We start from the raw sequence: 25,863 nt of genomic DNA, 5'->3' as shown, positions 1-25,863 counted from the left end.
CCAACAAATACCACGCATTTACCACGGTGTTTTCTAACTGGCTGAAACAAAAAATCTTATACAATAGTTAACTAAATAATATCTCTGCCCGCTGCGGACCTCTCTAGCAATCTGAATTCCGCTACCACCATAGAAATAGATCGACCGATCTACTTCAAACAACGTATTGCCAATAAAGAAAAAAGGATTTGAGGAATATGCTGAATCTGCTGAAAAACATGAAACTCGGTACGATGTTGGGTACGGGGTTCGCCTCTGTCATCATCATCGGTCTGATGGTCGCCGTTCTGGGGCGCATGCATCTGGTTGATCTGGGTGAAGATATTGAATCGCTGTCAGAAAAAAACCTGACCGGTCTCATCCTGATACAAGACGCCAAGAGCGGCTTTGATGCCGTAGCACGTTCAGTACGTAACATTGGCCTGACTGATGACAGGGACCGTATTCAGGAAGAAAAGCGCCTGATCGATCAGCAAATTGCCCGCAATACGGAAACCCTGACCAAGCTGTATGAACACCTGTCTGAACCAGAAGCCCGCGACTCGCTGGAGAGCCTGACACAGGCGCGGCCGGCTTACCGGGAAGCCGTAAATAAAGCTGTTGAGCTCGGCCTGTCGGAAAGTGCCGAAGAGAGAGCACAAGCCGTGCAGCTGATGGTCAATGAAATGCAGGTTACGCAGGCCCCCGTTTTCGCCGCGCTAGACAGCATGGCAGAATTACAGAAAAAGCGGACGCTGGAAATGACGGCAAGCGCCATGCAGGAAGCACGCTCAGATGGTAACACCCTGATCTTCTATGCAGCGATTGCGGTTCTCGTTGGCATTCTGGTTTCCGTCCTGATTACTCGTACTATCAAAGGTTTGTTGGGTGGCGAAGTGGCTTACGCCGCACAGATCGCTCAGACGGTTGCGCAGGGAAATCTGGCGGTAGCCGTCAACCTACGTCCCGGTGATGACCGTAGCGTGCTGGCCGCCATGAATGGCATGCGCAAAAGTCTGAGTAGCATTGTTGAACAGGTACGTGAGAGCAGCGAATCTATCGCCACCGGTGCCAGCCAGATCGCCGCGGGCAGTACCGATCTTAGCCAGCGTACAGAAGAACAAGCGGCTAACCTGCAACAAACCGCTGCCTCCATGGAAGAGATGAGCCAGACGGTGCGTCAGAATGCCGATACGGTGCGCAATGCCGCTCAACTGGCGCAGGCCGCCAGCAACACCGCGGCTAAAGGCGGTGAAGCTGTCGGCAATATTGTTGTCACCATGAAAGAGATTACCGACAGCTCGCACAAAATTGGCGACATCATTAGCGTCATTGACGGCATTGCCTTCCAGACCAACATTCTGGCGCTTAACGCCGCGGTAGAAGCCGCACGCGCAGGTGAACAAGGTCGTGGCTTTGCCGTGGTAGCAGGCGAAGTTCGCTCGCTGGCACAGCGTTCTGCAACGGCAGCCAAAGAGATTAAAGAGCTGATCGGCCACAGCGTCGAGAAAGTCGAGGTAGGCTCCAGACTGGTCAGCGATGCGGGAACGACAATCGAAGAACTGGTGCGTCAGGCGCGCCATGTTGCCGATCTAATTAACGAAATTGGCGTGACTACGCAGGAACAAGAGTCCGGCGTCTCGCAGATTCATGATGCCGTTAACCAGCTTGATCAGGTCACACAGCAGAACGCCGCACTCGTTGAACAATCCGCTTCCGCTGCCGATAGTCTGAGCGATCAAGCGGCCCATCTGGTCGAGCTGATGAAAACCTTCACCGTTGAGGGCGGGTCGTCACAGCACATTGCGCCGCCGTTGAAAAGACCCACCAGCGCCAGCTTCTCTCTCGCCAATCCAAAGCACAGAGCGGGAAACGATAAGCAAAACTGGGAAACCTTTTAAATCCACGACCGATTAACGCGACGTTAAAAAAATAAAAACCGCTGATATATCAGCGGTTTTTCACATTAACGGGTAATCTGTTATCGGCGATTACAACGCCCGACGCAGACGAGCCACCGCTTCATGCATTTGCTCATCCGTTGCCGTCGCAAAGGACAGACGCAGCGTTGAGTAATCGATATTGTCTGGGAAGAAGAACTCGCCCGGCACGAAGACCACGCCCTGATCCAGCGTCTTCTTCAGCCATTCCGTCGTGTTGAAATCGTCCTGACGGAACTTCGCCCACAGGAACATCCCACCCTTAGGCTGGTTGAAGGTGATGACATCACCCAGTTCCTTCTCGACCAGCTGTGCCAGCAGCTCGCCTTTGTGCTTATACGCATGGCGAATTTTCTCGATCTGCGTATCCAGACGTCCCAGCCCCAGATAGCACTCCGCGACGGTCTGCGACAGTGCGCTGGCGTGCAGGTCAGCGGCCTGTTTGATAATCGCCACTTTGTGCAACAGCCAATCCGGCAGAATCGCCCAACCGAGACGTAAACCCGGTGCCAGCACCTTCGAGAACGTAGAGGTATACAGCACGTATTCCGTGCTACCCAGTTGCTCCTGCGCCAGTTGGAACAGCGTCGGGTTGCGCTCTTCGGTGAAGCGCAGCTCACCATAGGGATCGTCTTCGATAATGACAAAACCGTAGCGCTCTGCCAGCTGAATCAATTTCAGGCGACGTTCATAGCTCAACGTCACGCCGCTCGGGTTACCGAAGTTCGGAACGATATAAACGCCTTTGATACGCTGTTTCGTCAGCAGTTCTTCCAGCTCGTCGACGACCATGCCGTCGGCATCGGATGACACAGACATCACCTGCGCCTGCGCCAGTTCCAGCGTTTGCAGCGCCGCCAAGTAAGTCGGGCGTTCAACGACGAACACGTCGCCCGGATCGACCATCGCTCGCATGATCAAGTCCAGCGCCTGCTGCGAACCGGCCGTCACGACAATATCGTCACCGCGCGTTTTGACGCCGCGTACGGCACACAGCTCGGCAATGCGATCGCGCAGCACGCCGCTGCCTTCAGTTAAGCCATACTGGAATGCCGTTTTCGGCTGTTCGGTAATCGCTAACTGCGTGGCCTGGCTGAGTCCTTCGAAATCAAATAATGCATCTGACGGAATCCCGCCAGCCAGCGAGATAATATTTTCCATCTTGCTGTGTTTCAGCAGTTCACGGATGGCGGAACTTTTTAACTGAGCGATGCGGTGCGCTAACAACCCTTCAATGGCCATCTCTTCTTAACCTTTCAACAAAACTTTAATTATCCGCCCAGATAGGCCGAACGTACCGCTTCATTAGCTAACAATGCCGCACCGGTATCTTCCAACACGACATGGCCGTTTTCAAGTACATAACCCCGGTCTGCCAATTTCAGCGCCTGATTGGCGTTTTGCTCCACCAGGAAGATGGTCATGCCCTCTTCACGCAGTTGCTGGATCGTGTCGAAAATTTGCAGGATGATAATCGGAGCCAGACCCAGCGACGGTTCGTCCAGCAGCAGTAAACGCGGCTGGCTCATCAGCGCACGGCCAATCGCCAGCATCTGCTGCTCACCGCCGGACATCGTGCCGGAACGCTGGGCGCGTCGCTCATACAGACGCGGGAACAGATCGTAGACGCGTGCAATGCGCTCCTGATACTGATCGCGCTCGGCAAAGAACCCACCCATCGCCAGATTTTCTTCTACCGTCATGCGGGAAAAGACGCGACGCCCTTCCGGCACAATCGCGATAGCTTCACGCATAATCTGCGCGGTCTGCCAGTTTGTGATGTCCTTACCGTCAAACGTGATGGTGCCTTCCGTCGCGCGCGGGTCACCGCACAGCGTGCCCAACAGCGTGGTTTTACCGGCACCGTTCGCGCCGATCAGCGTAACAATCTCGCCCTGATTAATATGCAGGCTTACCTGATGCAGCGCCTGAATTTTTCCGTAGTGGGCCGAAACCTGATGTAATGACAGCATAAACGTTATCCTTCACCCAGATATGCACGGATGACATCCGGGTTGTTACGAATTTCAGCTGGGGTGCCTTGTGCCAGCGGTGTTCCCTGATTGACGACATAAATCCGGTCGGAAATTCCCATGACCAGCTTCATATCATGTTCAATCAACAACACGGACACCTGATGGCTATCGCGCAGTTCCGCAATCAGCTGATTTAACTCGTCAGTTTCTTTCGGGTTCAGACCGGCCGCAGGCTCATCCAGCATCAGCAGCTCAGGGCGCGTCACCATGCAGCGGGCGATTTCCAGACGGCGCTGCTGGCCGTAAGCCAGATTCCCCGCCTGACGGTTCGCTAAATCTAACAGACCGATACGCTCCAGCCACACCGCGGCGCGCTCCTGCGCATCGGCTTCCGCACGACGAAAGCCCGGCGTTTTCAACAGCCCGGCAAACACGCCGCTTTTCAGGTGCTGATGCTGTGCCACCAGCAGGTTCTCCACCACCGTCATTTCACGGAACAGACGAACGTGCTGGAATGTGCGCACCACGCCCATTCGGGCAATGGCCTGTCCGGATAACCCTTCCAGATGACGATCGCGCAGCATGATGGTGCCGCCGCTTGGGCGATAAAAACCAGTCAGGCAGTTAAAGACAGTAGTCTTCCCCGCCCCATTCGGGCCGATCAGCGAGACAATTTCGCCCGCATGAATATCCATTTCAACGTTATTGACCGCCAGCAGGCCGCCAAAACGCATCATCAGACCTCTGACTGATAATAGTGGCTGCGTGCTCATGCTTGCTCTTCCTTCTTCGCGACTTTCAACTTCATCTCAGGACGCTTCATCGGCAGCAGGCCTTGCGGACGCCAAATCATCATCAGAACCATCAACGCACCCAGCAGCAGCATGCTGTATTCATTCAGATCGCGCATCAGCTCGCGGGACACGACCAGCAAGATTGCCGCAAGAATGACCGCAAACTGCGAGCCCATTCCGCCCAGCACGACGATGGCTAACACAAAGGCAGATTCAGCGAACGTGAACGATTCCGGGCTAACGAAGCCCTGACGCGCGGCAAACAGCGTACCGGCAAAACCCGCGAACGCGGCGCTGATAGTGAAAGCGGTCAACTTAATGCGCGTTGGGCTTAGCCCCAGAGAGCGGCAGGCGATTTCATCATCGCGCAGCGCTTCCCAGGCACGCCCTAACGGCATCCGCAGCAGACGATTAATCACAAACAGGGTCAACACGACCAGCAGCAGCGCGACCAGATACAGAAAGATAATACGGTCACTCGGGTCATATTGCAGACCGAAGAAATTGTGGAACGTATCCCAACCGCCATCGCGCGCGCGCTGCGACCGAATTCCAGACCAAAGAAGGTCGGTTTAGGGATCTGGCTGATGCCGTTCGGGCCACCGGTAATTTCAGTGTTGTTCAGCAGCAGGATACGGACAATCTCGCCGAATCCGAGCGTCACAATCGCCAGATAATCACCGCGCAAACGCAGCACCGGGAACCCCAGCAGGAAGCCGGAAAGCGCCGCCACCATGCCCGCCAGCGGCAAACTTTCCCAGAAGCCCAATCCGTAATAGTGGTTCAGCAGCGCATAGGTATACGCGCCAATGGCGTAAAACCCGCCGTAACCCAATACCAGCAGGCCAGAAAGGCCAACCACAACGTTCAAGCCCAAACCCAGCATCACGTAAATCAGCGTGAGGGTGGCGATATCCACCGTACCGCGCGACACCAGAAACGGCCAGGCGATAGCGGCGATAATCAATGCCGCGGCTAATATTTTCTGCCGTGGCGTACTGCCATCAAAGCTCGGCAGCACCAGCGACGGTGCAGAGAATTTCTTGATGCTTTGCTGGAAGAACGGGCGAATCAACTGGAAGAAAAACACCACGATGCAGCCCGCGCCAATCCAATACCAACGGACTTCATCAGCACCGCGCACCACCAATTTGGTGCCATCCAGCGCCAGTTGCATGCCCATTAAGAACGAGGCCAGCACCAGCAGCATGAACGCGGAAACTAACGCATTAAACAGGTTGAGCTGTTTCATACTTTCTCAACCTCCGGACGACCCAAAATACCGGTTGGCATCACCAGCAGCACCACAATCAGCAGCGCAAACGACACCGCATCTTTGTATTCCGTGCTCAGGTAAGCGGACGTGAGCGCTTCGGCTACGCCCAGAATCAGCCCACCGATCATCGCACCAGGGATGCTGCCGATTCCACCCAGTACCGCCGCCGTAAAGGCTTTCATCCCGGCCATAAAGCCGATATAGGGGTTGATGACGCCGTAAAATTGCCCCAGCAGCACGCCAGCAACAGCGGCCATGAGCGCGCCAATGACGAAGGTCAGGGAGATCACGCGATCGGTGCTGATACCCAGCAGGCTAGCCATTTTCAGGTCTTCAGCACAGGCGCGACAGGCGCGCCCCATACGGGAGTAGCGAATAAATAGCGTCAGCGCCAGCATGGCGAGGAACGTCACGATCCAGATAGTCAATTGCATGGTGCTAATCGTCGCGGCAAAGCCATTGCTTTCGCCCAGCACCCACTGACCGGTCACCAGACTCGGCAGCGCAACATCACGCGAGCCCTGATTCAGGCTGACGTAGTTTTGCAGGAAAATTGACATCCCGATGGCAGAAATCAGCGCAATCAGGCGCTTTGACGTTCGAACAGGTCGGTAGGCTACCCGTTCGATACTCCAGCCGTAGGCGCTGGAAATGACCACGGCGGCAATAAAGGCGACACCAATCAGGAGCCAGCCAGCATCGATGCCCATCATCATCAGGGCCGCAATCACAATAAAGGAGACGTAGCTACCGATCATATACACTTCGCCGTGTGCGAAGTTAATCATGCCGATAATGCCATAAACCATGGTGTAGCCAATGGCGATCAGCGCATAGGTGCTGCCCAACGTCAGGCCGTTGAACATCTGCTGAAAAAAGTAAAGGAACTGCTCGGACATACCTTAAACCTTAAATGCTGCCCCCGCGCCTTGCGGCAACGGGGGCTTCGGTATTGAGGGATTATTATTGGTACACACTCAGCGGGCGGAGAATGCTCTCCACGCCGAAGAGGCAGACAACGGTGTCTTCAACCGTTCCCCGCCTCGGGCATGATGATTATTTCACTGCGCTGGAAGTACCGTCTTTGTGCCACTCAAATACGCCAAATTCAAACCCTTTCAGGTCGCCTTTTGCATCCCAGCTTAATGGCCCCATTACCGTATCCACAGAGTTCGCTTTCAGATCTGCGGCCAGTTTTTCCGGTTCATCGCTATTGGTACGTGCCATTGCAGTGGTCAGCGATTGCAGCGCAGCGTAGGTCGTCCAGACGAACGGACCGGTTGGATCCAGTTTCTTGGCTTTCAGCGCATCGACAATCGGCTGGTTAGCAGGAACCTGATCGTAACGCTTCGGCAGCGTCACCAGCATACCTTCGGAGGCATCGCCTGCGATGTTGGACAGCGAAGAGTTACCCACGCCTTCTGGGCCCATGAATTTGGTGGTCATGCCAGCCTGACGCGCCTGACGCAGAATCTGTCCCATTTCCGGGTAGTAGCCGCCGAAATAGACGAAGTCGACGTTCTCTTTCTTCAGACGTGCAACCAGCGTAGAGAAATCTTTATCACCCGCCGTCACACCTTCAAACAGCACAACATTCGCACCAGCTTTTTTCAGGCTATCCTGAACAGAGCGGGCCAGGCCTTCACCATATTGCTGTTTGTCATGAACCACGGCGATACGCTGCGGTTTGATGGTTTCGACAATGTATTTTGCTGAGGTTGGCCCCTGATCGGAATCCAGCCCCGTCGTGCGCAGCACCATTTTGTAGCCGCGCGTGGTCAAGTCGGCGTTGGTTGCCGCAGGCGTAATCATGATCACGCCTTCTTCTTCATAAATATCAGACGCAGGCTGCGTGGAGGAGGAACACAAATGACCAATCACATAACGGATACCGTCATTGATGACTTTGTTCGCAACGGCAACCGCCTGCTTAGGGTCACACGCGTCATCATATTCAACGCCAACCAGCTTGTTACCGTTTACGCCGCCTTTTGCATTAATGTCTTCAATAGCCTGACGCGCGCCAATGAATTCCATATCGCCATACTGTGCAACTGGGCCAGACATTGCACCCACAACCGCAACCTTAATATCGGCAGCGCTGACCGCGTGACTCAACGCCGCAGCCATACAACCCATCAGCAATACTTTACCTTTACTGAATTTCATTCTTTTTACCCCATCTGTCATTATGGATATTGCCGAAAACCTGACCGCCTTCTGCCATAACCTGATATTTTCTTATAAGTAAGAAAGGCTTAGGTTATTATTAGTAATCTTTTCTAATAAGGCTTTATTTTTCATATTATTAAACAGGAATTTTATGCTGCAAATCAACTGACACTGTCAGAAACAAGCGGAGCAAACAGCACAAAACACCAGATGCAAAAACCAGCATTCAATTTATATATAGTCAGATATTCTACTTTGTGCATTAATTGTTGATGGATTACTCGAAAAACGAAGAATGAGAAAAACATTTGCCCTATTAACCATAACGCTCAAATTACACAACTGATCCACTACAAAACAACTACATTATTCTTCACTCATATGATGGAGTGCCGATAAAAATGAAACTCACCGTTGAATGCCTCACCCAATTCAGCCCTCAGGACAAAATTGATCTGGCAAAAATCTGGCCGCATCAAAACATTGATTTATTAGAAGCGGGACTAAAACCAACTCGACGACTCTTTGCCGCGCGTTTTAACGATCGGTTACTCGGAGGAATGCTGGTCGAAATTGCGGGGGACTATGCAGAGCTGAGCGATCTGATGGTACGTGAAGTGACGCGCCGCCGGGGAGTAGGACAACTTTTGGTTGATGAGGCGCGCCGTCAGCTTCCTGAAGTGAATGAGTGGTGGTTGGCCACAGCGAATCATGCCGCGATCAAAGAGGACGTGCTGGCACGGTTTATGGTGTCCTGCGGATTCTCCCCCGTATCCGGCGGCTGGCGCTATATTCGCAGAAAAGAAACGACGCTGATTCTTGACGAAATCAACCCAGATAAGCCGGACTGACCCCAGACAAAAACAAAACGACCGGGCATTACCCGGTCGCTACAGAAAGAGACGATGAGAGCGATTAGGCTTCTATCGCCGCTCGCAGTTTTTTCATCGCATTCTTTTCTAACTGACGCACACGCTCTGCGGAAACACCGTATTGATCGGCCAGTTCCTGCAAGGTGGATTTGTTGTCATCATCCAACCAGCGGGCGCGAATAATGTGCTGGCTGCGTTCGTCCAGCCCTTCCAGCGCATAGGTGAGCTTATCGGCCGCATGCGTTTCCCAGTTATCTTCTTCAATGCCATCGGCAAAGTCAGACGATTTATCCTGTAGGTAAAGCATCGGCGACATCGCCTTGCCGTCGTGCGAATCCTCTTCCGGCGTCGGATCGAACGTCATGTCCTGCGCCGCCATACGGGATTCCATCTCACGCACGTCTTTGCTGGTCACGCCAAGCTCACGGGCGACCAGTTCGACTTCATCCTGATTAAACCAGCCGAGGCGCGTTTTTGACTTACGCAGGTTAAAGAACAGTTTACGCTGTGCTTTAGTGGTCGCGACTTTCACGATACGCCAGTTACGCAGCACGTATTCATGAATTTCGGCTTTGATCCAATGCACGGCGAAAGAAACCAGACGCACGCCAACTTCAGGGTTAAAGCGACGTACCGCTTTCATCAGGCCGATGTTCCCTTCCTGAATCAGGTCCGCCTGCGGCAGGCCGTAGCCGGAATAGTTACGGGCAACGTGAATAACAAAACGCAGGTGTGACAGAATCAGGTGCTTAGCAGCCTCCAGATCGCCCTGATAATGCAGCCGTTCAGCCAGCGCCCGCTCTTCCTCCGCCGTCAGCATCGGATAGGCATTGGCGGCACGAATATACCCTTCCAGACTGCCCTGGGGAACTAAGGTGAAAGTTTGCATATCTTTGGTCATTCAACCCTCTCAGTTGCTCTACTCGTCATATTGCAGTCGACTATCTTAGCACTGCTTCACCGCATCGTTTTGCGCGAAGATGGCAAAACACGGCACCTTTAAAGCGTATTCAGTCAAATCCTAAAATCTGTCTATTCAGACTGTGATTTCGCTCGCAAGTTCCTCTCATTTTATTCACCTCATGTCAGAGATCAAGCAGGAGAAAAACGCGTCACTCACACACGCTAAACCAAGGGGAAAACACAGCGGGAAGAACAAAGAAGAGATGTCGCTGAGGAGACTTCCCCTGCAATACGGTCTGAATTACAGGGGATAATTATACCAGAAAACGCTTACTGTGGTGTAAAACGGCGTAAATGTTGCACCGTTGCCAGCCAGGCGGCCAACCAGCCAATCATGCCAGCGATTAACAGTAGCAGCAGGGATTCATCCCAGCTTAATCCTTTGACGGCAAACGTCGTACCGAAGACGGACGCCACCTGCGTCACCACGGCGCCCAGCTTCCAGACCAGCGCTTGCGATAAAATCAGCGACAGTACAGCGCCGCCTACGCCCATTGCTGCCCCGCCATTCAGGAACGGACGCAGAATAAAGCCGTCTGTCGCCCCAATCAGCTTCATCACGTTGATGGTTTCGCGGCGGCTGAAAATACTCAGGCGCACGCTGTTGCCGATCACCAAAAAGACGGCAACCACCATCAGGACGCCAATCGTCACGGAAATTTGCCCAACCAGATTGGTCAATGCCACCAGCCGCGCAAACCAGCTGTCATCCATCCGTACTTCATCCACGCCCTGCGTCGCCGCCACTCGGTCGCGCAGCGTCGTCAGCGTGGTGGAATCCTGAAAACTCATTTTCGGCGTGATAATCGCTACCGCCGGCAGCGGATTCTCTTCCAGCATATCGAGCGCGCCGCCAAAACCGGACCAGTTGCGGAATTCGCCCATCGCTTCATTGCGCGACAGGTAATTGACTTTATCAACGCCCTCTTCAGATTGAAGCTGCGTGATCACCGCCTGCGCCGCGTTGTCATCCAGCGATTTATCCAGATACACCGTCAGCTGCGGCGAGGGATACCACTGTGTGGCCGCCTGACTGACGTTTTTCCATACCAGATAGCAGATGCTAGGTAGCGCCAACGAGATGGCGATGACCATCACGGTCAGAAAGGTAGCCAGCGGCTGGCGCAGCATATCAGCTAGCGTATTCATCCAGGCATAGCGCCACTGTTCCTGCCAGCCGCCGCGCAGCGCTTTGGCTTTCGCGACAGGCTTTTTCGCGTTACGGACGTTATTCGCCATTGTGGTTTCCCCCCACCATGCGACCATCCGACAGCGTCAGCACACGGTAATTACGGCGGGCGATCAGCCCAGTGTCATGCGTCGCCATCAGAACGGTAACGCCAACGCGATTGAATTCTTCAAACAGGCGCAAAATGCCTTCTGACAGCGCTTCGTCCAGGTTGCCAGTCGGTTCATCTGCCAGCAATACGGCGGGTTTGTTCACCACCGCACGCGCAATGCCAACGCGCTGCTGCTCACCACCGGACAGCTGGATAGGATAGTTTTTCGCTTTATCCAGCAGGCCAACCTTGTCCAACGCGGCGGATACCCGGCGACGGATATCCTCACTGCTGGCACCCGCGATGATGAGCGGCATCGCGACGTTGTCATAGACCGTGCGTTCCATCAGCAGATGGTGATCCTGAAAGATCATGCCGATCTGGCGTCGCAGGAACGGGACTTCGCGTTTTTTCAGGCGGCTGATATTGTGACCGCCAAACAAAATCTGACCCGCGCTGGGACGCTCAATGCCACAAATCAGTTTCAGCAGGGTACTTTTCCCTGCGCCGGAATGGCCGGTCAGGAACGCCATTTCCGCGGGGCGCAGATGGAAATCGACCCCTTGTAATGCCTGACGCCCACCGAGGTAAGCTTTACTGACCTGTTCAAAACGAATCATCCGTTTTAATCCTCTCGGGCAAAAAGTGCCTCAATAAAATCGTCGGCCTTGAATGGCCGTAAATCTTCAATACCTTCACCTACCCCAATATAGCGGATAGGAATAGCGAACTGGTCAGCAATGGCGAAAATCACCCCGCCTTTCGCGGTCCCGTCCAGCTTAGTTAAGGTAATACCCGTCAGCCCAACCGCTTCATTAAACAGCTTGGCCTGACTCACCGCGTTCTGCCCGGTGCTCGCATCCAACGTCAGCATCACTTCATGCGGCGCGTCTTCATCCAGCTTCTTCATCACGCGCACAATCTTTTTCAGCTCTTCCATCAGGTGCGCTTTGTTCTGCAAGCGACCCGCGGTGTCCGCGATCAGGACATCAACGCCGCGCGCTTTCGCTGCCTGAATCGCATCGAAAATCACCGATGCCGAATCCGCACCCGTATGCTGTGCGACCACAGCAACGTTATTGCGCTGTCCCCAGACCTGAAGCTGCTCGACCGCCGCCGCACGGAAAGTGTCCCCCGCCGCCAGCATCACGGATTTACCCTGCGCCTGGAACTGACGTGCCATTTTCCCGATGGTGGTGGTTTTACCCACGCCATTAACGCCAACCATCAGAATGACATACGGCGTTTTGCCTTCGATATTCAGCGGGGCGTCCACCTTAGCAAGAATCTCCGCCATTTCTTCTTTCAGCTTCACAAAAAGCGTATCAGCATCTTTCAGTTGGCGGCGGCTGGCGTGCTCTGTCAGGCTGGTGATGATTTTACGGGTCGTCTCGACCCCGACATCCGCAACCAGCAGCTGTTCTTCCAGTTCATCAAACAGATCGTCGTCGATTTTCTTACCGCGAAACAATCCGATAAATCCTGAACCGAGGTTCTGGCGCGTTTTTACCAGACTGCGTTTCAGGCGAGCGAAGAAACCTTCTTTCGTCGGACGTTCCTGTTCTTGCGCCACGACAGGCACATCATCTGGCTGCACAGATTCTTGTTCTTTGTATTCTTGCTCTTCTTGCTGCACAACGTCCGGCTCAGCATTAGCCACCGTCGCGCTGTCGGCGATCTCGGTCTGTACGATCGGATCGACGACATCTCGATCGAGAACGTCATGTTCTATCGCGTCACGATCGTCTGTTTCCGAAATAATAGGGGTCGATACGGCTGATTCAGGGATAGTGTCGGTCGGTTCGTCAGCCGCTGCGGTAACGTCACGCTCGGCGGCAGGTTGGATCAGCTGTTCCGCTTCAACCTTTATCTGTTCTTCAACGACAGGCTTTTCCAGAACGACAGGCGCTTCCGTCAGCGGTTTATCTACCTGCTCCGGCGCGTGCTCAACGGTCTGATGAGCCGATGCAGCAGCATCCGGCTCCGCCGCTGACGGCTGTTCGTCAACAACAATCTTCTCTTGAACAGTCGGCTTCTCTTGAAAAACAGGCTGCTCTTGCGGCTGTTCCTGTTGTTTCTCTTCCTGTTTCCCTAATCCCAGCCAGGAAAAAAAACCGCGCTTCTTTTCTTTTGACATGTGCGATCGCGCTCCACGCTGCTCGCCGCAGCGAATCAATCAATGAAAATCATATTTAAACAATAAGTTTAACACTTTCCTGCCGACAGCAACACGCAGCCAACGGGGGCAATGACGGACAATTCTCGGCGCTGTCGACAATCTTCGTAACGAAAGGCAATGTCCGTAACGAAGTGTGTCAAACGCTGCGCGTTATCGAAAGCCGTAGATAGCACAAAATTTTGGCTTAAGCGCTTTAACGACCATCTTAACATTCCCTCTACACGTAACCGCCGCTAGAATAGCGCCAGAAATTTCCTGCCCGTATCCACACCACGATGATGCGGCACAACAATAACCCTGTGAGCTATGGCTAAAAAAAATGCATCGTCAGCCGCCGGACAAATCCGAATCATCGGTGGTCAATGGCGCGGCAGAAAACTTCCGGTTCCTGATAGCCCCGGTTTACGTCCCACTACCGATCGCGTGCGGGAAACGCTGTTTAACTGGCTGGCTCCCGTCATTCAACAGGCACGCTGTCTGGACTGCTTTGCCGGCAGCGGCGCACTCGGGCTGGAAGCCTTATCCCGTTATGCCGCACACGCCACATTATTGGAGATGGAGCGTGCAGTTGCGCAGCAGTTAACGCAAAATCTGGCACTGCTTCGGGCGGAAAACGCCGAGGTGGTCAATACGGATGCCCTGAGCTGGCTGGCGAAGCCGGGCACGCCGTTTGACGTCGTGTTTCTCGATCCACCGTTTCGCAAAGAGCTACTGAACAACACGCTCGCACTGCTGGAACAACAGGGCTGGCTGGCACCCGACGCGTGGATTTACGTGGAAACCGAGGCGGAAAATGCGCAGCTGACTATCCCGGAAAATTGGCAACTGCACCGTGAGAAAATTGCCGGTCAGGTCGCCTACCGTTTATACATTCGTCAATAATCTTCGCAGCAACGTAAGGGTAAGAGATGATTTTGATTAACCTTGGCAGGCTATTGATGCTGGGCGTGTGGGGATTTCTGCTGCTTAACCTGATTCAGCCATTTCCCAAGCCGTTGAATATTTTCATGACCGTGGCGATGGTGTTTATGATCCTGATGCATGGTTTTCAGCTGCTGCTGTTAAAATCCAGCCAGCCGAAGGACAGCCCCGCGCTGAACCGCGCGCTTCAGGCCCGTATTTTCCTTTTTGGCGTGTTTGAATTGCTGGCGTGGCAGAAAAAGCAGCCTAAGCCACCGAAGCTGTAATCGCTACCTCTGCTGGGGCACAAAGCGAATAAAACGCGTGCCCTTTAGCTGCAACGATCCCTGCATACCGGTATCAAGCTGGTGATAATCCGCGCTTTCGAGGCGCAATGTAATATCCCCGCTGCCAGCAATCGGCCTAAATGTTGCCTCATAAAGCATGTCCTCCATGACCATCACCTGATGCTCACGCGCACGCCGACGAGTGCGGGGAAATTCGCGTTTGTGTTTCACCTCTGCGCTCACAATACGCAGCGGAGCCGCATCATTCTGCGCTTCCCGATAACGTTGGCGTCGGTATTGTCGCGCTGCCAGCAGCAGAATTGCACCAACAGCGAAAACCAATAGCCAGGGAAAATCACCCATCAGGGTTTCTTGCCAGGAAGATAAGGGAACGCGGTAACGTTGTCGCCTAAATCAGAAATGCGGGCGCTGCCTTTTTCCGTCACGGCATCAATGCGAATGATCGCCTGTAGAGGAATGAAACTGCGGCTAACGCCAGAGAATTCCGTTTTTAGTTTCTCGGTTGACGGGTCAACCAACACCGTAGATTGGCTATCAAACACGAAGTCGGCAATTTCAATAAAACCGAACAGGCTGCTCTGTACCAACTCACGCACGTAAAGCTGGTAATTCTTACCGTTATTTATAAATTGAATACGATAAAGCGCGGATTCATTACTCATTCAACACAATACTCCCTTCGAGACTTCACGGCGCCCATTTACAATAAAAACAGGCGATAACATACCATGAAGCTCACAGAAGTCGCATCCGTCTCGCCTCGTGTTGTTTAACTTCCCCACAATCCCCTACACTGAATAAAGAACGGTTTATTTTTATCCTGACACAAACAAAAACACAAAAAGGACACGCTATGCTTTGGTCATTTATTGCTGTACTTTTTTCTGGCTGGTTGTATGTGGACGCCAGCTACCGTGGTCCAACGTGGCAACGTTGGTTATTCAAGCCAGTCACGATGCTACTGCTGCTGGCTCTGGCCTGGCAGACGCCGCTGCTTGGTGTACCGGGTTATCTGATTGTGTTGGGGCTGCTGGCAACGCTGGTCGCAGACACCCTGCTGTTGCTGCCGACTCAGCGCCTGCTTTACGCGTTTGGCGCTTATTTCCTCTCCCACCTGCTGTACACCATTAGCTTTTTTACCGGGCAGATTTCACTCACGTTCTTTTGGCCGCTGGCATTAACGCTCGTCATTCTGGCCGCGATCCTGATCGCGATTATCTGGGGACGATTAGAAGCACAGCGTTGGCCCGCCTGCGCATTCATCATCATGACGACGTTAATGGTCTGGATTGCTGGCGAGCGGTATTTTGCGCTGGGGACAAACGCGAATTTCTCCCTGCTGACGGGCACCGTACTGCTGTTTATCGCCCATGCGGCCTGGCTGATTCACCATTACCGTTTTCCATTCCGCGCCCATCAGGCGATTGTGGCAGCGGGCTATTTTGGCGGCCATTTCCTGATCGTTCGCTCCCTCTATTTCTGACGTTCGCGGCGCTAACGAAAATCTGGCTAAGCATTGAGCGGCGGTGTAAAGTTCCTGATGAGAATGGCTATCACTAATAACCCAGGAGGAAGACATGCACTCTCATCAGCACCACAGCACTGAGAAATCAGCCTGCTGCAATAACGGCGTTCACCACGCGCCGCGCAGTGCGCCATCCCGTACTAAAAGCTGTTGCAACGAGCACACGCAGCATTCAAACCACGCCGACCACAGCTGCTGTTCAACCAAACACACATCTGACGCCGTAGTGCAGAGCGCGTGTGGCACAGATCAGTCGTCGTCAGACAGCGGCGGTAGCGCAGATTCAGACGACCCCGACGGCGGAGACAGCGATAGGCCCCGATCCCACCAGCGTTTCAGCTGGAAAATCAGCGGGATGGATTGTCCCAGCTGCGCACGTAAAATCGAAAATGCAGTAAAAAATCTCACCGGAATTGAACAGGCCAAAGTGCTGTTCGCCACCGAAAAATTGGTTGTTGATGCCAACACCGATATTCGATTTCAGGTTCAACATGCCGTTCAGCAAGCGGGCTTCACCTTGCAGGACACCGCACTCCCCCTCACTCCGCCCGACACCTCGACCGTACGTCGCTTCGTGCATGAATATGGTTTCTTAATACTTTTCACTCTGCTGGCTGCTGCAAGCTGGGGACTTTCCCTGCTAAGCGAGCGCGGCGGGCAGATCGCGTTTATCGCGACCACCCTTGTCGGGCTGATTCCGATACTGAAGAAAACGGTGCAGCTCATTCGCACGGGTACACCCTTCGCGATTGAAACGCTGATGAGCGTGGCCTCCATCGGGGCGCTCTTGATTGGTGCCACCACCGAAGCCACCGTCATCCTGCTGCTGTTTATGCTGGGCGAACATCTGGAATCTTACGCGGCAAACCGCGCACGGCGGGGCGTAACGGCGCTGATGGCGCTGCTTCCCGAAGATGCCACGGTCGTCGGCAACGGCCAGCGACGCCTCGTTCCCGTCGCCAGTCTGGTTCCCGGTGACGTGATTGAAGTCGCCCCCGGTGGGCGGCTCCCCGCCGATGCGGAGCTTTTGAACAGCGACGCCAGCTTTGATGAAAGCGCGCTGACCGGTGAATCGGTTCCCGTTGAACGTACGCCCGGTGAGAAAATTGCCGCAGGTAGCCTGTGCGTCGATCGGGTCGTGCAGTTGCGCGTGGTGTCACAGCCGGGCAACAGCGCGATCGATCGCATTCTGCAACTGATCGAAGAAGCGGAAGAGCGCCGTGCGCCGATAGAGCGCTTCCTCGATAAATTTAGCCGCTATTACACGCCAGCCATCATGCTGCTGTCGCTGCTGGTAATTCTGGTTCCGCCGTTGCTGCTGGCGCAGCCGTGGCAAGAGTGGATTTATCGCGGCCTGACGCTGTTGTTAATCGGCTGTCCGTGTGCGCTGGTGATCTCAACGCCTGCGGCAATTACGTCCGGGCTGGCCGCTGCAACGCGCCGTGGAGCGCTGATTAAAGGCGGCGCGGCGCTGGAATCGCTGGGCAGCATCAAGACTATCGCGTTCGATAAAACGGGCACGCTGACAGAAGGCAAGCCGCAGGTGACGGACGTATTGCCCGCCGCGGGCGTGAGCGCAACGGCGCTGCTGACGCGCACCGCCGCCGTGGAGTCCGGTTCGCACCATCCGCTTGCCAAAGCGATCGTCCAGCATGCGCGATCCAGCAGCACATTCCTGCCAATGGCGGAAAATCGCAAAGCGCTGGCAGGTGTCGGCGTGGAAGGTACGATTGGCGGCAAGCGAATTCAGGTCAGCGCGCCGACTCGCGTCGCGCCCGATCTGCTTGATGCCGACTGGTTACAGCGGGTTGAGGCGCTGGAAAACGAAGGAAAAACCGTCGTGGTGGTGCAAGAGGACGATAGCGTACTCGGCGTGCTGGCGTTGAGCGATACGCTACGCCACGATGCACGTGAAGCGCTGGATGCTTTGCAGCAGTTGGGGATTCGTGGCGTCATGCTTACGGGCGATAATCCCCGCGCGGCGGCGGCGATTGCGGCGACATTAGGGATCGATTACCGCGCCAGCCTGCTCCCCGCCGATAAGGTCGCGGCAGTCAGCGAATTGAGTCAGCAGCATCCCGTGGCGATGGTCGGCGACGGCATCAACGACGCACCGGCGATGAAAGCCGCAACGATCGGAATTGCAATGGGAAGCGGTACGGATGTGGCGTTGGAGACAGCCGATGCAGCCTTAACGCACAGCCGTCTGACCGGGCTGGCGGCGATGATTAGCCTGTCGCGGGCGACGCAGCGCAATATTCGCCAGAACATTACCATCGCACTGGGGCTGAAAGCGGTATTTCTGGTCACCAGTATTCTGGGCATTACCGGGCTGTGGCTCGCCGTACTGGCGGATTCCGGCGCAACCGCGCTGGTCACCGCTAACGCGCTGCGGCTCTTGAGAAAACAGGACTAATCGCAGTCTACGGTGCGCGGTGCAACGCCGCGCACCTGCTGCTTGAAGTATGACGAGTATTACCCTTTGCGCAACAGATACCGATAGGGAAGCTGTTCGGTCTCCTGCGCCAGAAGTTCATGCTCCATGAACACGCAAAAACCGGGAATATCGCGGGTGGTGGCCGGATCGTCGGCAATAATCAGTAGCGTTTGCCCGGTTTCCATCTGGCGTACCATCTTACGCACCATCATTACAGGCTCTGGGCATCGCAGCCCCTGGGCATCAAGGGTTTTATCCGGGTTGGTAAAGGGATCGGTCATCAACGTTCTCAGTACAGGAATCAAAAAACCGCCTTAGTTTACGCTGAGGATTTCCCGACGCAAGCGACGACAACGTTTGCGCAGAAAACAACCATCTTTTCCTGGCAAAACACATGCCCGTAGCGAAATAATTGCATTAGCTAAACAATTGCGTATTATGCCGCCGCGTTGCAGCATAAATCTGCACGTTATCTCTTGGGTTCCCTAACCCCAATAACCAAAAAGGTCACATTATGTATCGTTTTACTCCCCAGCAGCGGCTTACGGCGCTGATCTGGCTATCGTTGTTCCATGTCCTGATCATTACGTCGAGTAATTATCTGGTTCAGCTCCCAGTATTGATTTTCGGTTTTCATACCACCTGGGGCGCGTTTACCTTCCCGTTTATTTTTCTGGCAACTGACCTGACGGTACGGGTTTTCGGTGCGCCGCTGGCGCGTCGTATCATTCTGACCGTGATGGTGCCTGCTCTGGTCATTTCCTATCTGGTGTCGAGCCTGTTTTATCAGGGATCGTGGCAGTCGTTCGAGGCATTAAGTCAAGTGAATATCGTCGTGGCGCGCATCGCCTGCGCCAGCTTCATGGCTTATGTTCTCGGTCAGATTCTGGATGTTCACGTCTTCAACCGCCTGCGCCAGAAACGCGCGTGGTGGGTCGCACCGGCTGTGTCGACCGTGTTTGGTAATTTCAGCGATACGCTGGCCTTTTTCTTCATTGCATTTTACCGCAGCACTGATGCCTTCATGGCGGCAAATTGGGTTGAAATCGCGATGGTGGATTATGCCTTCAAGCTGCTGATCAGTCTGGCGTTCTTCCTGCCGATGTACGGTGTCATGCTGAACATGGTGCTCAAACGTCTGAGCGAACAGAAAGATCCAGCTAACTACCGTTCCGCCAGCAGCCATCATTAATGTCAATCGGGCGGCCATTTGCGCCGCCTTTTCTCGTTAAGTCATTCATCGTTTTGTAAAAATAACGCAGGCACACACAACGGTTTGCAACAACAAAATGCTTGTTTTTGCTATCTGAATAGGGTGCCATACTGTTATTACCTGTTTAAACGATTATCTGTTTCAAAAACGAGAGAAAGGGATCCCATGTCGAATGTAATCAAATACCTCGGTGTCGGCTTGCTTGTCGGCCTGCTTGCTGCCTGTGATGGCAAAACGGATGACGCTGCAAAATCGGGCGCACAAGATAAACCTGCCGCAGAAGCCAGCGCAGGTCAGAATATCGAATTAATGGATGGCAAGGTGGCATTTACCCTGCCGGCTGATATGCGTGATCAAAGCGGTAAGGTCGGTACGCAAGCGAATAACATGCACGTTTACGCCAATGATAATGGGCAGAAAGCGGTCATCGTGATTCTGGGCGACAACACAACAGAAGAGTTGACCGTGCTGGCGCAGCGTCTGGAAGATCAACAGCGCACACGTGACGCCAACCTCCAGGTTGTCACCAACAAGACCATCGACGTTGACGGCAAGAAGCTGCAACAGCTCGACAGCATTATCACTAGCAGCGGACAACAGGCTTATTCCTCTGTCGTGCTGGGCAAAGTGGAAAACCAACTGCTGACCTTGCAGATCACGCTGCCAGCCAGCAATCAGCAACAGGCACAGAGCGAAGCAGAAGGCATCATCCACACCCTGAAGCTGAAGTAATCGGTGTTATCGTCAGACAGTAGCCACCAAGGTGGTTACTGTCATTTTCTACACGCTGGTGATTCGCTGAGCCAGTCTCCACGTCAGTGCCAGACCGCATAGCCCTAGCAGCGCCGCCGCCAGATAAATAGAGGCGATACCGGTATAGGCCATCAGCATACCCGCCACTGGCCCGACGATGCCCAGCGATAAATCAAGAAATATCGTATAGGTTGCCAGCGCGCTACCCTGATTCTGCGGCGATACGGCCTTAACGGCGACAACACCTAATGCCGGGAACACCAGAGAGAAGCCCGCCCCCGCGAGGAACGCACCGACTTCCGCCATCAGCGGCTGCGTTGCTCCCCAGACCAGCAACAACCCGACGATTTCAACCACGAAGCACGCCATCGCCACGCGCAGTCCGCCAAACCGTTGAATACTGTTAGGAAACACCAATCGTGCGCCGACAAAGGCACAGCTGAAAATGGTCAGCGTCAGCGCCGCGCCTTCCCAGTTCCGGTCAGCATAAAACAGCGTGATGAAGGTGGCGATCACACCAAAACCCGCAGAGGCGATCGCCAAAATAATGCCGTAAACCCAGACTTTCCCCAGCACTTCACGGAAGGGAATCTTTTTCCCCGGCGCGACCTGCACCGCCGGACGCGGCAGTGCGAGGACAATCGCCACGGCTGCGATCAGGATAATGCATACGGAAAGCAGTTTTAGCCCACCGATATGGTTGAGCCAGACGCCGAGCGGTGCGCCGATCGCCATCGCGCCATAGGTGGCAATACCATTCCATGAAATCACGCGTCCAATGTGTCGAGAACCGACCACACCGACGCCCCAGAGCGTTGCACCGGTACCGGCAAAGCTCTGTCCGGCTCCCAGCACGACACGCCCGAGACACAACAACAGCAGCGTGATTACAGGCGAGGCATCGCTAAAGGCAGCCATCAGGTAAAACACCCCGCTCAGCATGACGCCAGCCAGCCCCCAGACGACGATTTTTTTCGGTCCTTTTTCGTCGGCGCTGCGGCCCGCATGCGGTCGGCTCAGTAGCGTGGAGAAGTATTGCAGGCTGATCACCAGCCCAGCCCAGAATGCACTGTAGCCAAGGTGATCGTGCACATACCCCGGCAGCACCGCTAACGGCAGGCCGATATTCAGATAGCTGGCGAAGTTGAACGCCACAATCGAAACGATACGCAGATTAAGGCGCAGCCCGCTCAGCGCCGGTTCGGATGGGGAAGGTGTTGGCATGGAAAATTCACTCGCTTAACGTCCGTGTATGACGTACGTTCAGAAAAACATCGAAAAGTAACATTCTTATATTGTTGGTTATAATCAACCTTATGCTAATAAACTAATCCCGAACACAGGAGAAACGCAATGCCTGCACCGGCAGACCCGGAACGCCAGTCAACATCGTCAACCCCAGAAGGGGATCAATCACCACAGAAACCCCTCTCGTTTCTGGACAAGAGTAAGCGTCTGGCCGCACGCATTCAGGCGATCCCCAGCGTGGCGCACCTGATTCGCGCGGGCGAACGTTTTAACGATCGGATGGGCAACCAGTTTGGCGCGGCCATTACCTATTTTTCCTTTCTGTCGCTGATCCCGATTCTCATGGTGTCTTTTGCCGCCGTGGGTTTTGTGCTGGCCTCAAACCCTGACCTGCTGACGGGGCTGATTAACCGTATCGTCAACAGTATCAGCGATCCTAATCTGGCCAATACGCTGAAAAGTACCGTTAACACCGCCGTGCAGCAGCGTACTACCGTAGGGATTACCGGTTTGCTGATCGCGCTCTATTCTGGCATCAGTTGGATGGGAAACCTGCGTGAGGCGATTCGCGCCCAGTCGCGCGACGTGTGGGAACGGAACCCGAAAGATGAAGAGAAGATTTACTTTCAGTACACGCGGGATTTCCTGTCGCTGACCGGTCTGGTCATTGCACTTATCATTACGCTTTTCCTGACCTCCGTTGCTGGCACCGCGCAAAACATGATTGTGACCGCGCTGGGGCTGGATGGCATCGAGTGGCTGCGCCCCGCGTTGACGCTGATTGCCCTGTCGATCTCCATCTTCGCCAACTATCTGTTATTCCTGTGGATATTTTTCGTTTTACCGCGCCATAAACCCAAACGCAAAGCACTCTTTCGCGGCACGCTGATCGCCGCAGTGGGCTTTGAAGTGATCAAGTTCGCGATGACCGTCGCGCTGCCTAAACTGGCCAGCTCACCTTCCGGTGCCGCGTTCGGTTCGGTCATTGGTCTGATGGCGTTCTTCTATTTCTTTGCTCGTCTGACACTCTTCTGCGCCGCCTGGATCGCCACGGCGAACTACAAAGGCGACACCTCGACGGATAAGAATGAGCAAGAGAAAGCACCCCCTTCCGATCGCTAAAAGCAGCGTGAAAGCACTGGTTTTCCGATCTGCGTCATGAAAAAATAAAACATCGTTTCAAGGCTATTGACTCAGTCTCGCGTAATGTTGAGACTGACGTTAATTTCCGCATTTTTTATACCCAGCTTTTCAAACAGGCCAAAAGTGATGACAACTACTAACATTGCCGTAATCGGCGAATGCATGATCGAACTGTCGCAGAAGGGCACGGATCTTAACCGTGGATTTGGCGGCGATACGCTGAACACTGCCGTTTACATTGCCCGTCAGGTAAACGCTGATAAGCTGGGCGTGCATTACGTGACTGCGCTCGGTACCGATAGCTTCAGTACCGAGATGGTGGCTGCCTGGCAGAAAGAAGGGGTGAAAACCGACCTGATTCAGCGACTGGACAACAAGCTGCCCGGTTTATACTTCATTGAAACCGACGATAGCGGCGAGCGTACATTCTACTATTGGCGTAATGATGCCGCGGCCCGCTACTGGCTGGACAGCCCGGAAGCAGAAAAAATCGGTCAGTCGCTGGCACAGTTTGACTATCTCTACCTGAGCGGCATCAGTCTGGCGATTCTGAACCCAGAAAGCCGTCAGCGCCTTCTCGCCCTGCTGCGCGCCTGCCGCGCTAACGGCGGTAAAGTGATTTTTGATAACAACTACCGTCCACGTCTGTGGCAGAGCAAAGAAGAAACGCAGCAGGCCTACACCGACATTCTGTCCTGTACTGATATCGCTTTCCTGACACTGGATGACGAAGACATGCTGTGGGGCACGAAGCCGCTGGAAGCAGTGCTGGATCGGACGCACGGTTTGGGCGTCAACGAAGTCGTCATCAAACGCGGTGCCGATTCCTGCATCGTGTCTGAACGCGGACAGGAGCTGGTTGATGTCCCTGCGATCAAACTGCCAAAAGAGAAAGTGGTCGATACCACCGCCGCAGGCGACTCTTTCAGCGCAGGTTATCTGGCAGTACGTCTGAACGGCGGTAGCACACAGGAAGCCGCACAGCGCGGTCACCTGACGGCCAGCACGGTCATTCAATACCGTGGCGCAATTATCCCGCTAGAGGCAATGCCTGCATAAACAGGCTGTCGCGTGATAATAAGTAAAAGGCCGCAATCGCGGCCTTTTCTATTTACTGATTAATGACTGACTGATTAACGAATTACTGTGCAGCAGGTGCCGTTTCCTGCGGTTTCGTTCCTTCAGGAATGGCACCTTCAGGCGCAGCCGCCGCGGCGCTGGCAACCGGCTCGGTCGCTGGTGTCATAATCCGGTCGTAGGCTTCCTGCAACGCTTTCATATTCGCTTCCGGTTCACCAGGCTGTTGGATCAACATCAGCGTTGTATCCTGTACCAGCTGCTGGTGCAGTTCCTGATTCAGCATATCGAGCGTCAACGCGGACAGATAGGTCTGGCGCAGTTTCTGATACTGCTCGGGAGAAATATCTACGACGCCATTCTGTTGGGAGCGCAATCGCTGATCCATCAGGATGTCCGTGCTGGTCCGCGCATAGGTCGCAAACAGCTTGTTCAGCTCGTCCGTCTTGCGCGCAATCAGCGCATCAAACTCTTGCTGTGTCAGCCCTTTTTCACGCAGCGTCGCCAGCTCACGCGCCATAAACGTCACGCCCGGCTCAACGCCCTCACTATTCGGGACATCCATATGAATCGCGCACTGAGAACGGGTATAAAACACATTGCAGTCGAAGCGGAGATTGTTGCTCTTCAGCGGGCTCTTCTCCAGCGCCTGCTGTAGGCGCCAGAACATCGCTTCCCGCGTCATATCACCCAACCAGTAGCGAACCAGCGCCTGCGATTCACGAATCGGGTGCCACGGGGCATCCCACATCAGCGACAGCGTATCCTGTTGGACGTTGTTATTCATCAGGCTGATCGCCTGCGGCGGTAGCGGGCTCAGTGTCGGCAACGGCGCGGGCGCTTCACGTTTCCCTTCCAGCGGGGAGAAGGCTTTCCCGATCTGCTCGATCACGCTGCGGTTATCCACATGACCGACGATGTAGAGCGTCATCGCATCTGGCGTATACCAGGTTTTATAAAACTGCTGGAGCTGCTCGCCATTCAACGGCGGTTTGACGTCCTGAGCAGGATCGTGCGCCAGCAGGGGTGAGCCTTTCAGACGATAGCGCCAGCTCGGATCCTGTGGGTTAATCGGAAAGGTTGCCACCTGATCGGGCACCTTCAACGCAGCCTGTAGGCTTTTTTCGTCGAACGTCATCTGCCCTGCGCTTTCCGAAAGCCACGCCAGCGCTTCTTTCAGCAATTCGGGGCGATTATTCGGCAAACTCAGGTTATACGATGTGAAGTCATACGAGACAATGACCGGAGGCAGGACGCGTGAGCTGTTAGCATCCCGCATCCACATAGAAGGCTGCTGGGCAGCGGACAGCTTATCGCCGGGCGCTAAGGCCAGACGGGGAAGAAAATGGGCAAAACCTACCTGCTGGGCGTTTTCCAGCAGCGACCCAGCATTCACAACCAGACGCAGCTCAACCCGATCGCCGGGGCGCTGTGGTGTGGTTAATAACTGCCAGGTAAAACCATTATCAAGCTTACCCTGCTGCCAGGCAGGATCGGGCTGTAGTGCTTCAGCCTGCACGCCGCTGCTGACCACGGCCAGCAACAAACCACCAACGAAAAGCGCCTTTTTGGTGCCCTGCATGTGAACCCCTACTCATAGCTATCCAACATAATAATGTGGTTATTGTTGATCATTATGGTGGCCTTGCGTCTGCCACCGCACACTCTCGTGGATATATCACGGAAAAAATTAAAGACGCGAAGTGTACCATTCCCTTGGACAGCGCGCTTTTGTCTATGTCACTCCAGAAGACGAAATAATCAGCAAAAAAGGTAAAAATAGTCATATTTAACAATATTTTTACGTTTCAGGGCGGGTAAGAAAAGG

Annotated in this window: 24 protein-coding genes and 1 pseudogene; 10 read left to right on the top strand and 15 right to left on the bottom strand. The window is 54.2% G+C overall.

The genetic code is table 11. From position 1 onward, the window contains the following. Nucleotides 1-200: 200 nt before the first annotated feature. Entirely contained in the window at nucleotides 201-1,880 is a 1,680-nt protein-coding gene (locus tag H4F65_RS14325) for a methyl-accepting chemotaxis protein (RefSeq protein WP_039320232.1), read from the top strand. A 90-nt stretch (nucleotides 1,881-1,970) separates the two neighbouring features. On the opposite strand, the gene H4F65_RS14320 is transcribed toward H4F65_RS14325, so the two are convergent. From H4F65_RS14320 to H4F65_RS14295, 6 genes and pseudogenes are all read right to left on the bottom strand, one after another. After that, nucleotides 1,971-3,161, bottom strand: coding sequence for an aminotransferase-like domain-containing protein (locus tag H4F65_RS14320; RefSeq protein WP_010681384.1), 1,191 nt, complete (start codon nucleotides 3,159-3,161; stop codon nucleotides 1,971-1,973). Between the two features lie 29 nt (nucleotides 3,162-3,190). Then, nucleotides 3,191-3,892: a high-affinity branched-chain amino acid ABC transporter ATP-binding protein LivF gene (livF, locus tag H4F65_RS14315; RefSeq protein WP_010306529.1), complete on the bottom strand. Its 702-nt coding sequence runs from the start codon at nucleotides 3,890-3,892 to the stop codon at nucleotides 3,191-3,193. A 5-nt stretch (nucleotides 3,893-3,897) separates the two neighbouring features. Next, on the bottom strand, nucleotides 3,898-4,668 hold the full coding sequence (gene livG / locus H4F65_RS14310) for a high-affinity branched-chain amino acid ABC transporter ATP-binding protein LivG (RefSeq protein ID WP_010681385.1): 771 nt from the start codon (nucleotides 4,666-4,668) through the stop codon (nucleotides 3,898-3,900). Next, nucleotides 4,665-5,941, bottom strand: a pseudogene (locus H4F65_RS14305) (high-affinity branched-chain amino acid ABC transporter permease LivM). Before H4F65_RS14305 ends, livG begins: the two are co-directional and overlap by 4 nt. Beyond that, a complete protein-coding gene (gene livH / locus H4F65_RS14300; RefSeq protein WP_010306541.1) occupies nucleotides 5,938-6,864 on the bottom strand; it encodes a high-affinity branched-chain amino acid ABC transporter permease LivH in 927 nt (308 codons plus the stop codon). The pseudogene H4F65_RS14305 and the gene livH overlap by 4 nt, the downstream one beginning before the upstream one ends. Before the next feature lie 157 nt (nucleotides 6,865-7,021). After that, entirely contained in the window at nucleotides 7,022-8,134 is a 1,113-nt protein-coding gene (locus H4F65_RS14295) for a branched-chain amino acid ABC transporter substrate-binding protein (RefSeq protein WP_010681387.1), read from the bottom strand. A 404-nt stretch (nucleotides 8,135-8,538) separates the two neighbouring features. On the opposite strand from H4F65_RS14295, the gene panM reads away from it, so the two are divergent. After that, the gene (panM, locus tag H4F65_RS14290) at nucleotides 8,539-8,988 is read left to right on the top strand and encodes an aspartate 1-decarboxylase autocleavage activator PanM (protein ID WP_010681388.1); all 450 of its coding nucleotides are present in this window, start codon (nucleotides 8,539-8,541) and stop codon (nucleotides 8,986-8,988) included. A 64-nt stretch (nucleotides 8,989-9,052) separates the two neighbouring features. Here the strand turns inward: panM and rpoH are convergent, their stop codons facing one another. The 4 genes from rpoH to ftsY all read right to left on the bottom strand — a co-directional run bounded on the left by rpoH (nucleotide 9,053) and on the right by ftsY (nucleotide 13,389). Next, the gene (rpoH, locus tag H4F65_RS14285; protein ID WP_010681389.1) at nucleotides 9,053-9,910 is read right to left on the bottom strand and encodes an RNA polymerase sigma factor RpoH; all 858 of its coding nucleotides are present in this window, start codon (nucleotides 9,908-9,910) and stop codon (nucleotides 9,053-9,055) included. A gap of 332 nt (nucleotides 9,911-10,242) precedes the next feature. Beyond that, complete coding sequence (gene ftsX, locus H4F65_RS14280; protein ID WP_010681390.1) at nucleotides 10,243-11,211, bottom strand: permease-like cell division protein FtsX; 969 nt, start codon at nucleotides 11,209-11,211, stop codon at nucleotides 10,243-10,245. Beyond that, nucleotides 11,201-11,872, bottom strand: a complete 672-nt coding sequence (gene ftsE / locus H4F65_RS14275; protein WP_010306560.1) for a cell division ATP-binding protein FtsE — start codon at nucleotides 11,870-11,872, stop codon at nucleotides 11,201-11,203. Before ftsE ends, ftsX begins: the two co-directional genes overlap by 11 nt. 5 nt (nucleotides 11,873-11,877) lie before the next feature. Then, complete coding sequence (gene ftsY / locus H4F65_RS14270; RefSeq protein ID WP_010681391.1) at nucleotides 11,878-13,389, bottom strand: signal recognition particle-docking protein FtsY; 1,512 nt, start codon at nucleotides 13,387-13,389, stop codon at nucleotides 11,878-11,880. Nucleotides 13,390-13,737: 348 nt separating this feature from the next. On the opposite strand from ftsY, the gene rsmD reads away from it, so the two are divergent. Both rsmD and H4F65_RS14260 read left to right on the top strand, forming a co-directional pair. Next, nucleotides 13,738-14,313, top strand: a complete 576-nt coding sequence (gene rsmD, locus H4F65_RS14265) for a 16S rRNA (guanine(966)-N(2))-methyltransferase (protein WP_010306568.1) — start codon at nucleotides 13,738-13,740, stop codon at nucleotides 14,311-14,313. Nucleotides 14,314-14,342: 29 nt separating this feature from the next. Further along, nucleotides 14,343-14,618, top strand: a complete 276-nt coding sequence (locus tag H4F65_RS14260) for a DUF1145 family protein (protein WP_167740038.1) — start codon at nucleotides 14,343-14,345, stop codon at nucleotides 14,616-14,618. A gap of 3 nt (nucleotides 14,619-14,621) precedes the next feature. On the opposite strand, the gene H4F65_RS14255 is transcribed toward H4F65_RS14260, so the two are convergent. Beyond that, a complete protein-coding gene (locus tag H4F65_RS14255) occupies nucleotides 14,622-14,981 on the bottom strand; it encodes a DUF2500 domain-containing protein (RefSeq protein ID WP_010681393.1) in 360 nt (119 codons plus the stop codon). Beyond that, on the bottom strand, nucleotides 14,981-15,301 hold the full coding sequence (locus H4F65_RS14250; protein WP_010681394.1) for a DUF1820 family protein: 321 nt from the start codon (nucleotides 15,299-15,301) through the stop codon (nucleotides 14,981-14,983). Before H4F65_RS14250 ends, H4F65_RS14255 begins: the two co-directional genes overlap by 1 nt. Nucleotides 15,302-15,492: 191 nt before the next feature. Here H4F65_RS14250 and H4F65_RS14245 point away from each other — a divergent pair, with 191 nt between their 5' ends. Both H4F65_RS14245 and H4F65_RS14240 read left to right on the top strand, forming a co-directional pair. Beyond that, the gene (locus H4F65_RS14245) at nucleotides 15,493-16,122 is read left to right on the top strand and encodes a lysoplasmalogenase (protein ID WP_010306582.1); all 630 of its coding nucleotides are present in this window, start codon (nucleotides 15,493-15,495) and stop codon (nucleotides 16,120-16,122) included. A 94-nt stretch (nucleotides 16,123-16,216) separates the two neighbouring features. Further along, the gene (locus H4F65_RS14240) at nucleotides 16,217-18,580 is read left to right on the top strand and encodes a zinc/cadmium/mercury/lead-transporting ATPase (RefSeq protein WP_010681395.1); all 2,364 of its coding nucleotides are present in this window, start codon (nucleotides 16,217-16,219) and stop codon (nucleotides 18,578-18,580) included. A gap of 59 nt (nucleotides 18,581-18,639) precedes the next feature. On the opposite strand, the gene tusA is transcribed toward H4F65_RS14240, so the two are convergent. After that, nucleotides 18,640-18,882: a sulfurtransferase TusA gene (gene tusA / locus H4F65_RS14235; RefSeq protein WP_010681396.1), complete on the bottom strand. Its 243-nt coding sequence runs from the start codon at nucleotides 18,880-18,882 to the stop codon at nucleotides 18,640-18,642. Nucleotides 18,883-19,115: 233 nt separating this feature from the next. Between tusA and H4F65_RS14230 the strand changes: the two genes are divergently transcribed. Together H4F65_RS14230 and H4F65_RS14225 are read left to right on the top strand one after the other, a co-directional pair. Next, the gene (locus tag H4F65_RS14230; protein ID WP_010681397.1) at nucleotides 19,116-19,793 is read left to right on the top strand and encodes a 7-cyano-7-deazaguanine/7-aminomethyl-7-deazaguanine transporter; all 678 of its coding nucleotides are present in this window, start codon (nucleotides 19,116-19,118) and stop codon (nucleotides 19,791-19,793) included. A 186-nt stretch (nucleotides 19,794-19,979) separates the two neighbouring features. After that, nucleotides 19,980-20,546, top strand: coding sequence for a DcrB family lipoprotein (locus tag H4F65_RS14225; protein ID WP_010681398.1), 567 nt, complete (start codon nucleotides 19,980-19,982; stop codon nucleotides 20,544-20,546). A gap of 48 nt (nucleotides 20,547-20,594) precedes the next feature. Here the strand turns inward: H4F65_RS14225 and H4F65_RS14220 are convergent, their stop codons facing one another. After that, the gene (locus tag H4F65_RS14220) at nucleotides 20,595-21,791 is read right to left on the bottom strand and encodes an MFS transporter (RefSeq protein WP_010681399.1); all 1,197 of its coding nucleotides are present in this window, start codon (nucleotides 21,789-21,791) and stop codon (nucleotides 20,595-20,597) included. A 129-nt stretch (nucleotides 21,792-21,920) separates the two neighbouring features. Here H4F65_RS14220 and yhjD point away from each other — a divergent pair, with 129 nt between their 5' ends. Together yhjD and kdgK are read left to right on the top strand one after the other, a co-directional pair. Beyond that, complete coding sequence (gene yhjD / locus H4F65_RS14215) at nucleotides 21,921-22,937, top strand: inner membrane protein YhjD (RefSeq protein ID WP_010681400.1); 1,017 nt, start codon at nucleotides 21,921-21,923, stop codon at nucleotides 22,935-22,937. Between the two features lie 147 nt (nucleotides 22,938-23,084). Continuing rightward, nucleotides 23,085-24,017 carry a 2-dehydro-3-deoxygluconokinase gene (gene kdgK, locus H4F65_RS14210; RefSeq protein ID WP_010681401.1) on the top strand — a complete coding sequence of 311 codons (933 nt, stop codon included), beginning with the start codon at nucleotides 23,085-23,087 and terminating at the stop codon, nucleotides 24,015-24,017. Between the two features lie 82 nt (nucleotides 24,018-24,099). On the opposite strand, the gene H4F65_RS14205 is transcribed toward kdgK, so the two are convergent. Then, nucleotides 24,100-25,617 (bottom strand): M16 family metallopeptidase, encoded by a 1,518-nt coding sequence (locus tag H4F65_RS14205; protein ID WP_010681402.1) that lies wholly within the window; start codon nucleotides 25,615-25,617, stop codon nucleotides 24,100-24,102. Between the last annotated feature and the right edge of the window lie 246 nt (nucleotides 25,618-25,863).

Origin of the sequence: Pectobacterium brasiliense, assembly GCF_016950255.1 — a bacterium.
GTDB classification, from domain to species: Bacteria; Pseudomonadota; Gammaproteobacteria; order Enterobacterales; family Enterobacteriaceae; genus Pectobacterium; species Pectobacterium brasiliense.
The sequence above is the reverse complement of the archived record's forward strand: the minus strand, read 5'-3'. Positions and strand labels throughout refer to the sequence as shown.

Coding starts and splice junctions, on each gene's coding strand:
- H4F65_RS14320 (WP_010681384.1), bottom strand. CDS start 3,161: ATGGCCATTGAAGGGTTGTTAGCGCACCGCATCGCTCAGTTAAAAAGT.
- livF (WP_010306529.1), bottom strand. CDS start 3,892: ATGCTGTCATTACATCAGGTTTCGGCCCACTACGGAAAAATTCAGGCG.
- livG (WP_010681385.1), bottom strand. CDS start 4,668: ATGAGCACGCAGCCACTATTATCAGTCAGAGGTCTGATGATGCGTTTT.
- livH (WP_010306541.1), bottom strand. CDS start 6,864: ATGTCCGAGCAGTTCCTTTACTTTTTTCAGCAGATGTTCAACGGCCTG.
- H4F65_RS14295 (WP_010681387.1), bottom strand. CDS start 8,134: ATGAAATTCAGTAAAGGTAAAGTATTGCTGATGGGTTGTATGGCTGCG.
- panM (WP_010681388.1), top strand. CDS start 8,539: ATGAAACTCACCGTTGAATGCCTCACCCAATTCAGCCCTCAGGACAAA.
- rpoH (WP_010681389.1), bottom strand. CDS start 9,910: ATGACCAAAGATATGCAAACTTTCACCTTAGTTCCCCAGGGCAGTCTG.
- ftsX (WP_010681390.1), bottom strand. CDS start 11,211: ATGGCGAATAACGTCCGTAACGCGAAAAAGCCTGTCGCGAAAGCCAAA.
- ftsE (WP_010306560.1), bottom strand. CDS start 11,872: ATGATTCGTTTTGAACAGGTCAGTAAAGCTTACCTCGGTGGGCGTCAG.
- ftsY (WP_010681391.1), bottom strand. CDS start 13,389: ATGTCAAAAGAAAAGAAGCGCGGTTTTTTTTCCTGGCTGGGATTAGGG.
- rsmD (WP_010306568.1), top strand. CDS start 13,738: ATGGCTAAAAAAAATGCATCGTCAGCCGCCGGACAAATCCGAATCATC.
- H4F65_RS14255 (WP_010681393.1), bottom strand. CDS start 14,981: ATGGGTGATTTTCCCTGGCTATTGGTTTTCGCTGTTGGTGCAATTCTG.
- H4F65_RS14250 (WP_010681394.1), bottom strand. CDS start 15,301: ATGAGTAATGAATCCGCGCTTTATCGTATTCAATTTATAAATAACGGT.
- H4F65_RS14245 (WP_010306582.1), top strand. CDS start 15,493: ATGCTTTGGTCATTTATTGCTGTACTTTTTTCTGGCTGGTTGTATGTG.
- H4F65_RS14240 (WP_010681395.1), top strand. CDS start 16,217: ATGCACTCTCATCAGCACCACAGCACTGAGAAATCAGCCTGCTGCAAT.
- tusA (WP_010681396.1), bottom strand. CDS start 18,882: ATGACCGATCCCTTTACCAACCCGGATAAAACCCTTGATGCCCAGGGG.
- H4F65_RS14230 (WP_010681397.1), top strand. CDS start 19,116: ATGTATCGTTTTACTCCCCAGCAGCGGCTTACGGCGCTGATCTGGCTA.
- H4F65_RS14225 (WP_010681398.1), top strand. CDS start 19,980: ATGTCGAATGTAATCAAATACCTCGGTGTCGGCTTGCTTGTCGGCCTG.
- H4F65_RS14220 (WP_010681399.1), bottom strand. CDS start 21,791: ATGCCAACACCTTCCCCATCCGAACCGGCGCTGAGCGGGCTGCGCCTT.
- yhjD (WP_010681400.1), top strand. CDS start 21,921: ATGCCTGCACCGGCAGACCCGGAACGCCAGTCAACATCGTCAACCCCA.
- kdgK (WP_010681401.1), top strand. CDS start 23,085: ATGACAACTACTAACATTGCCGTAATCGGCGAATGCATGATCGAACTG.
- H4F65_RS14205 (WP_010681402.1), bottom strand. CDS start 25,617: ATGCAGGGCACCAAAAAGGCGCTTTTCGTTGGTGGTTTGTTGCTGGCC.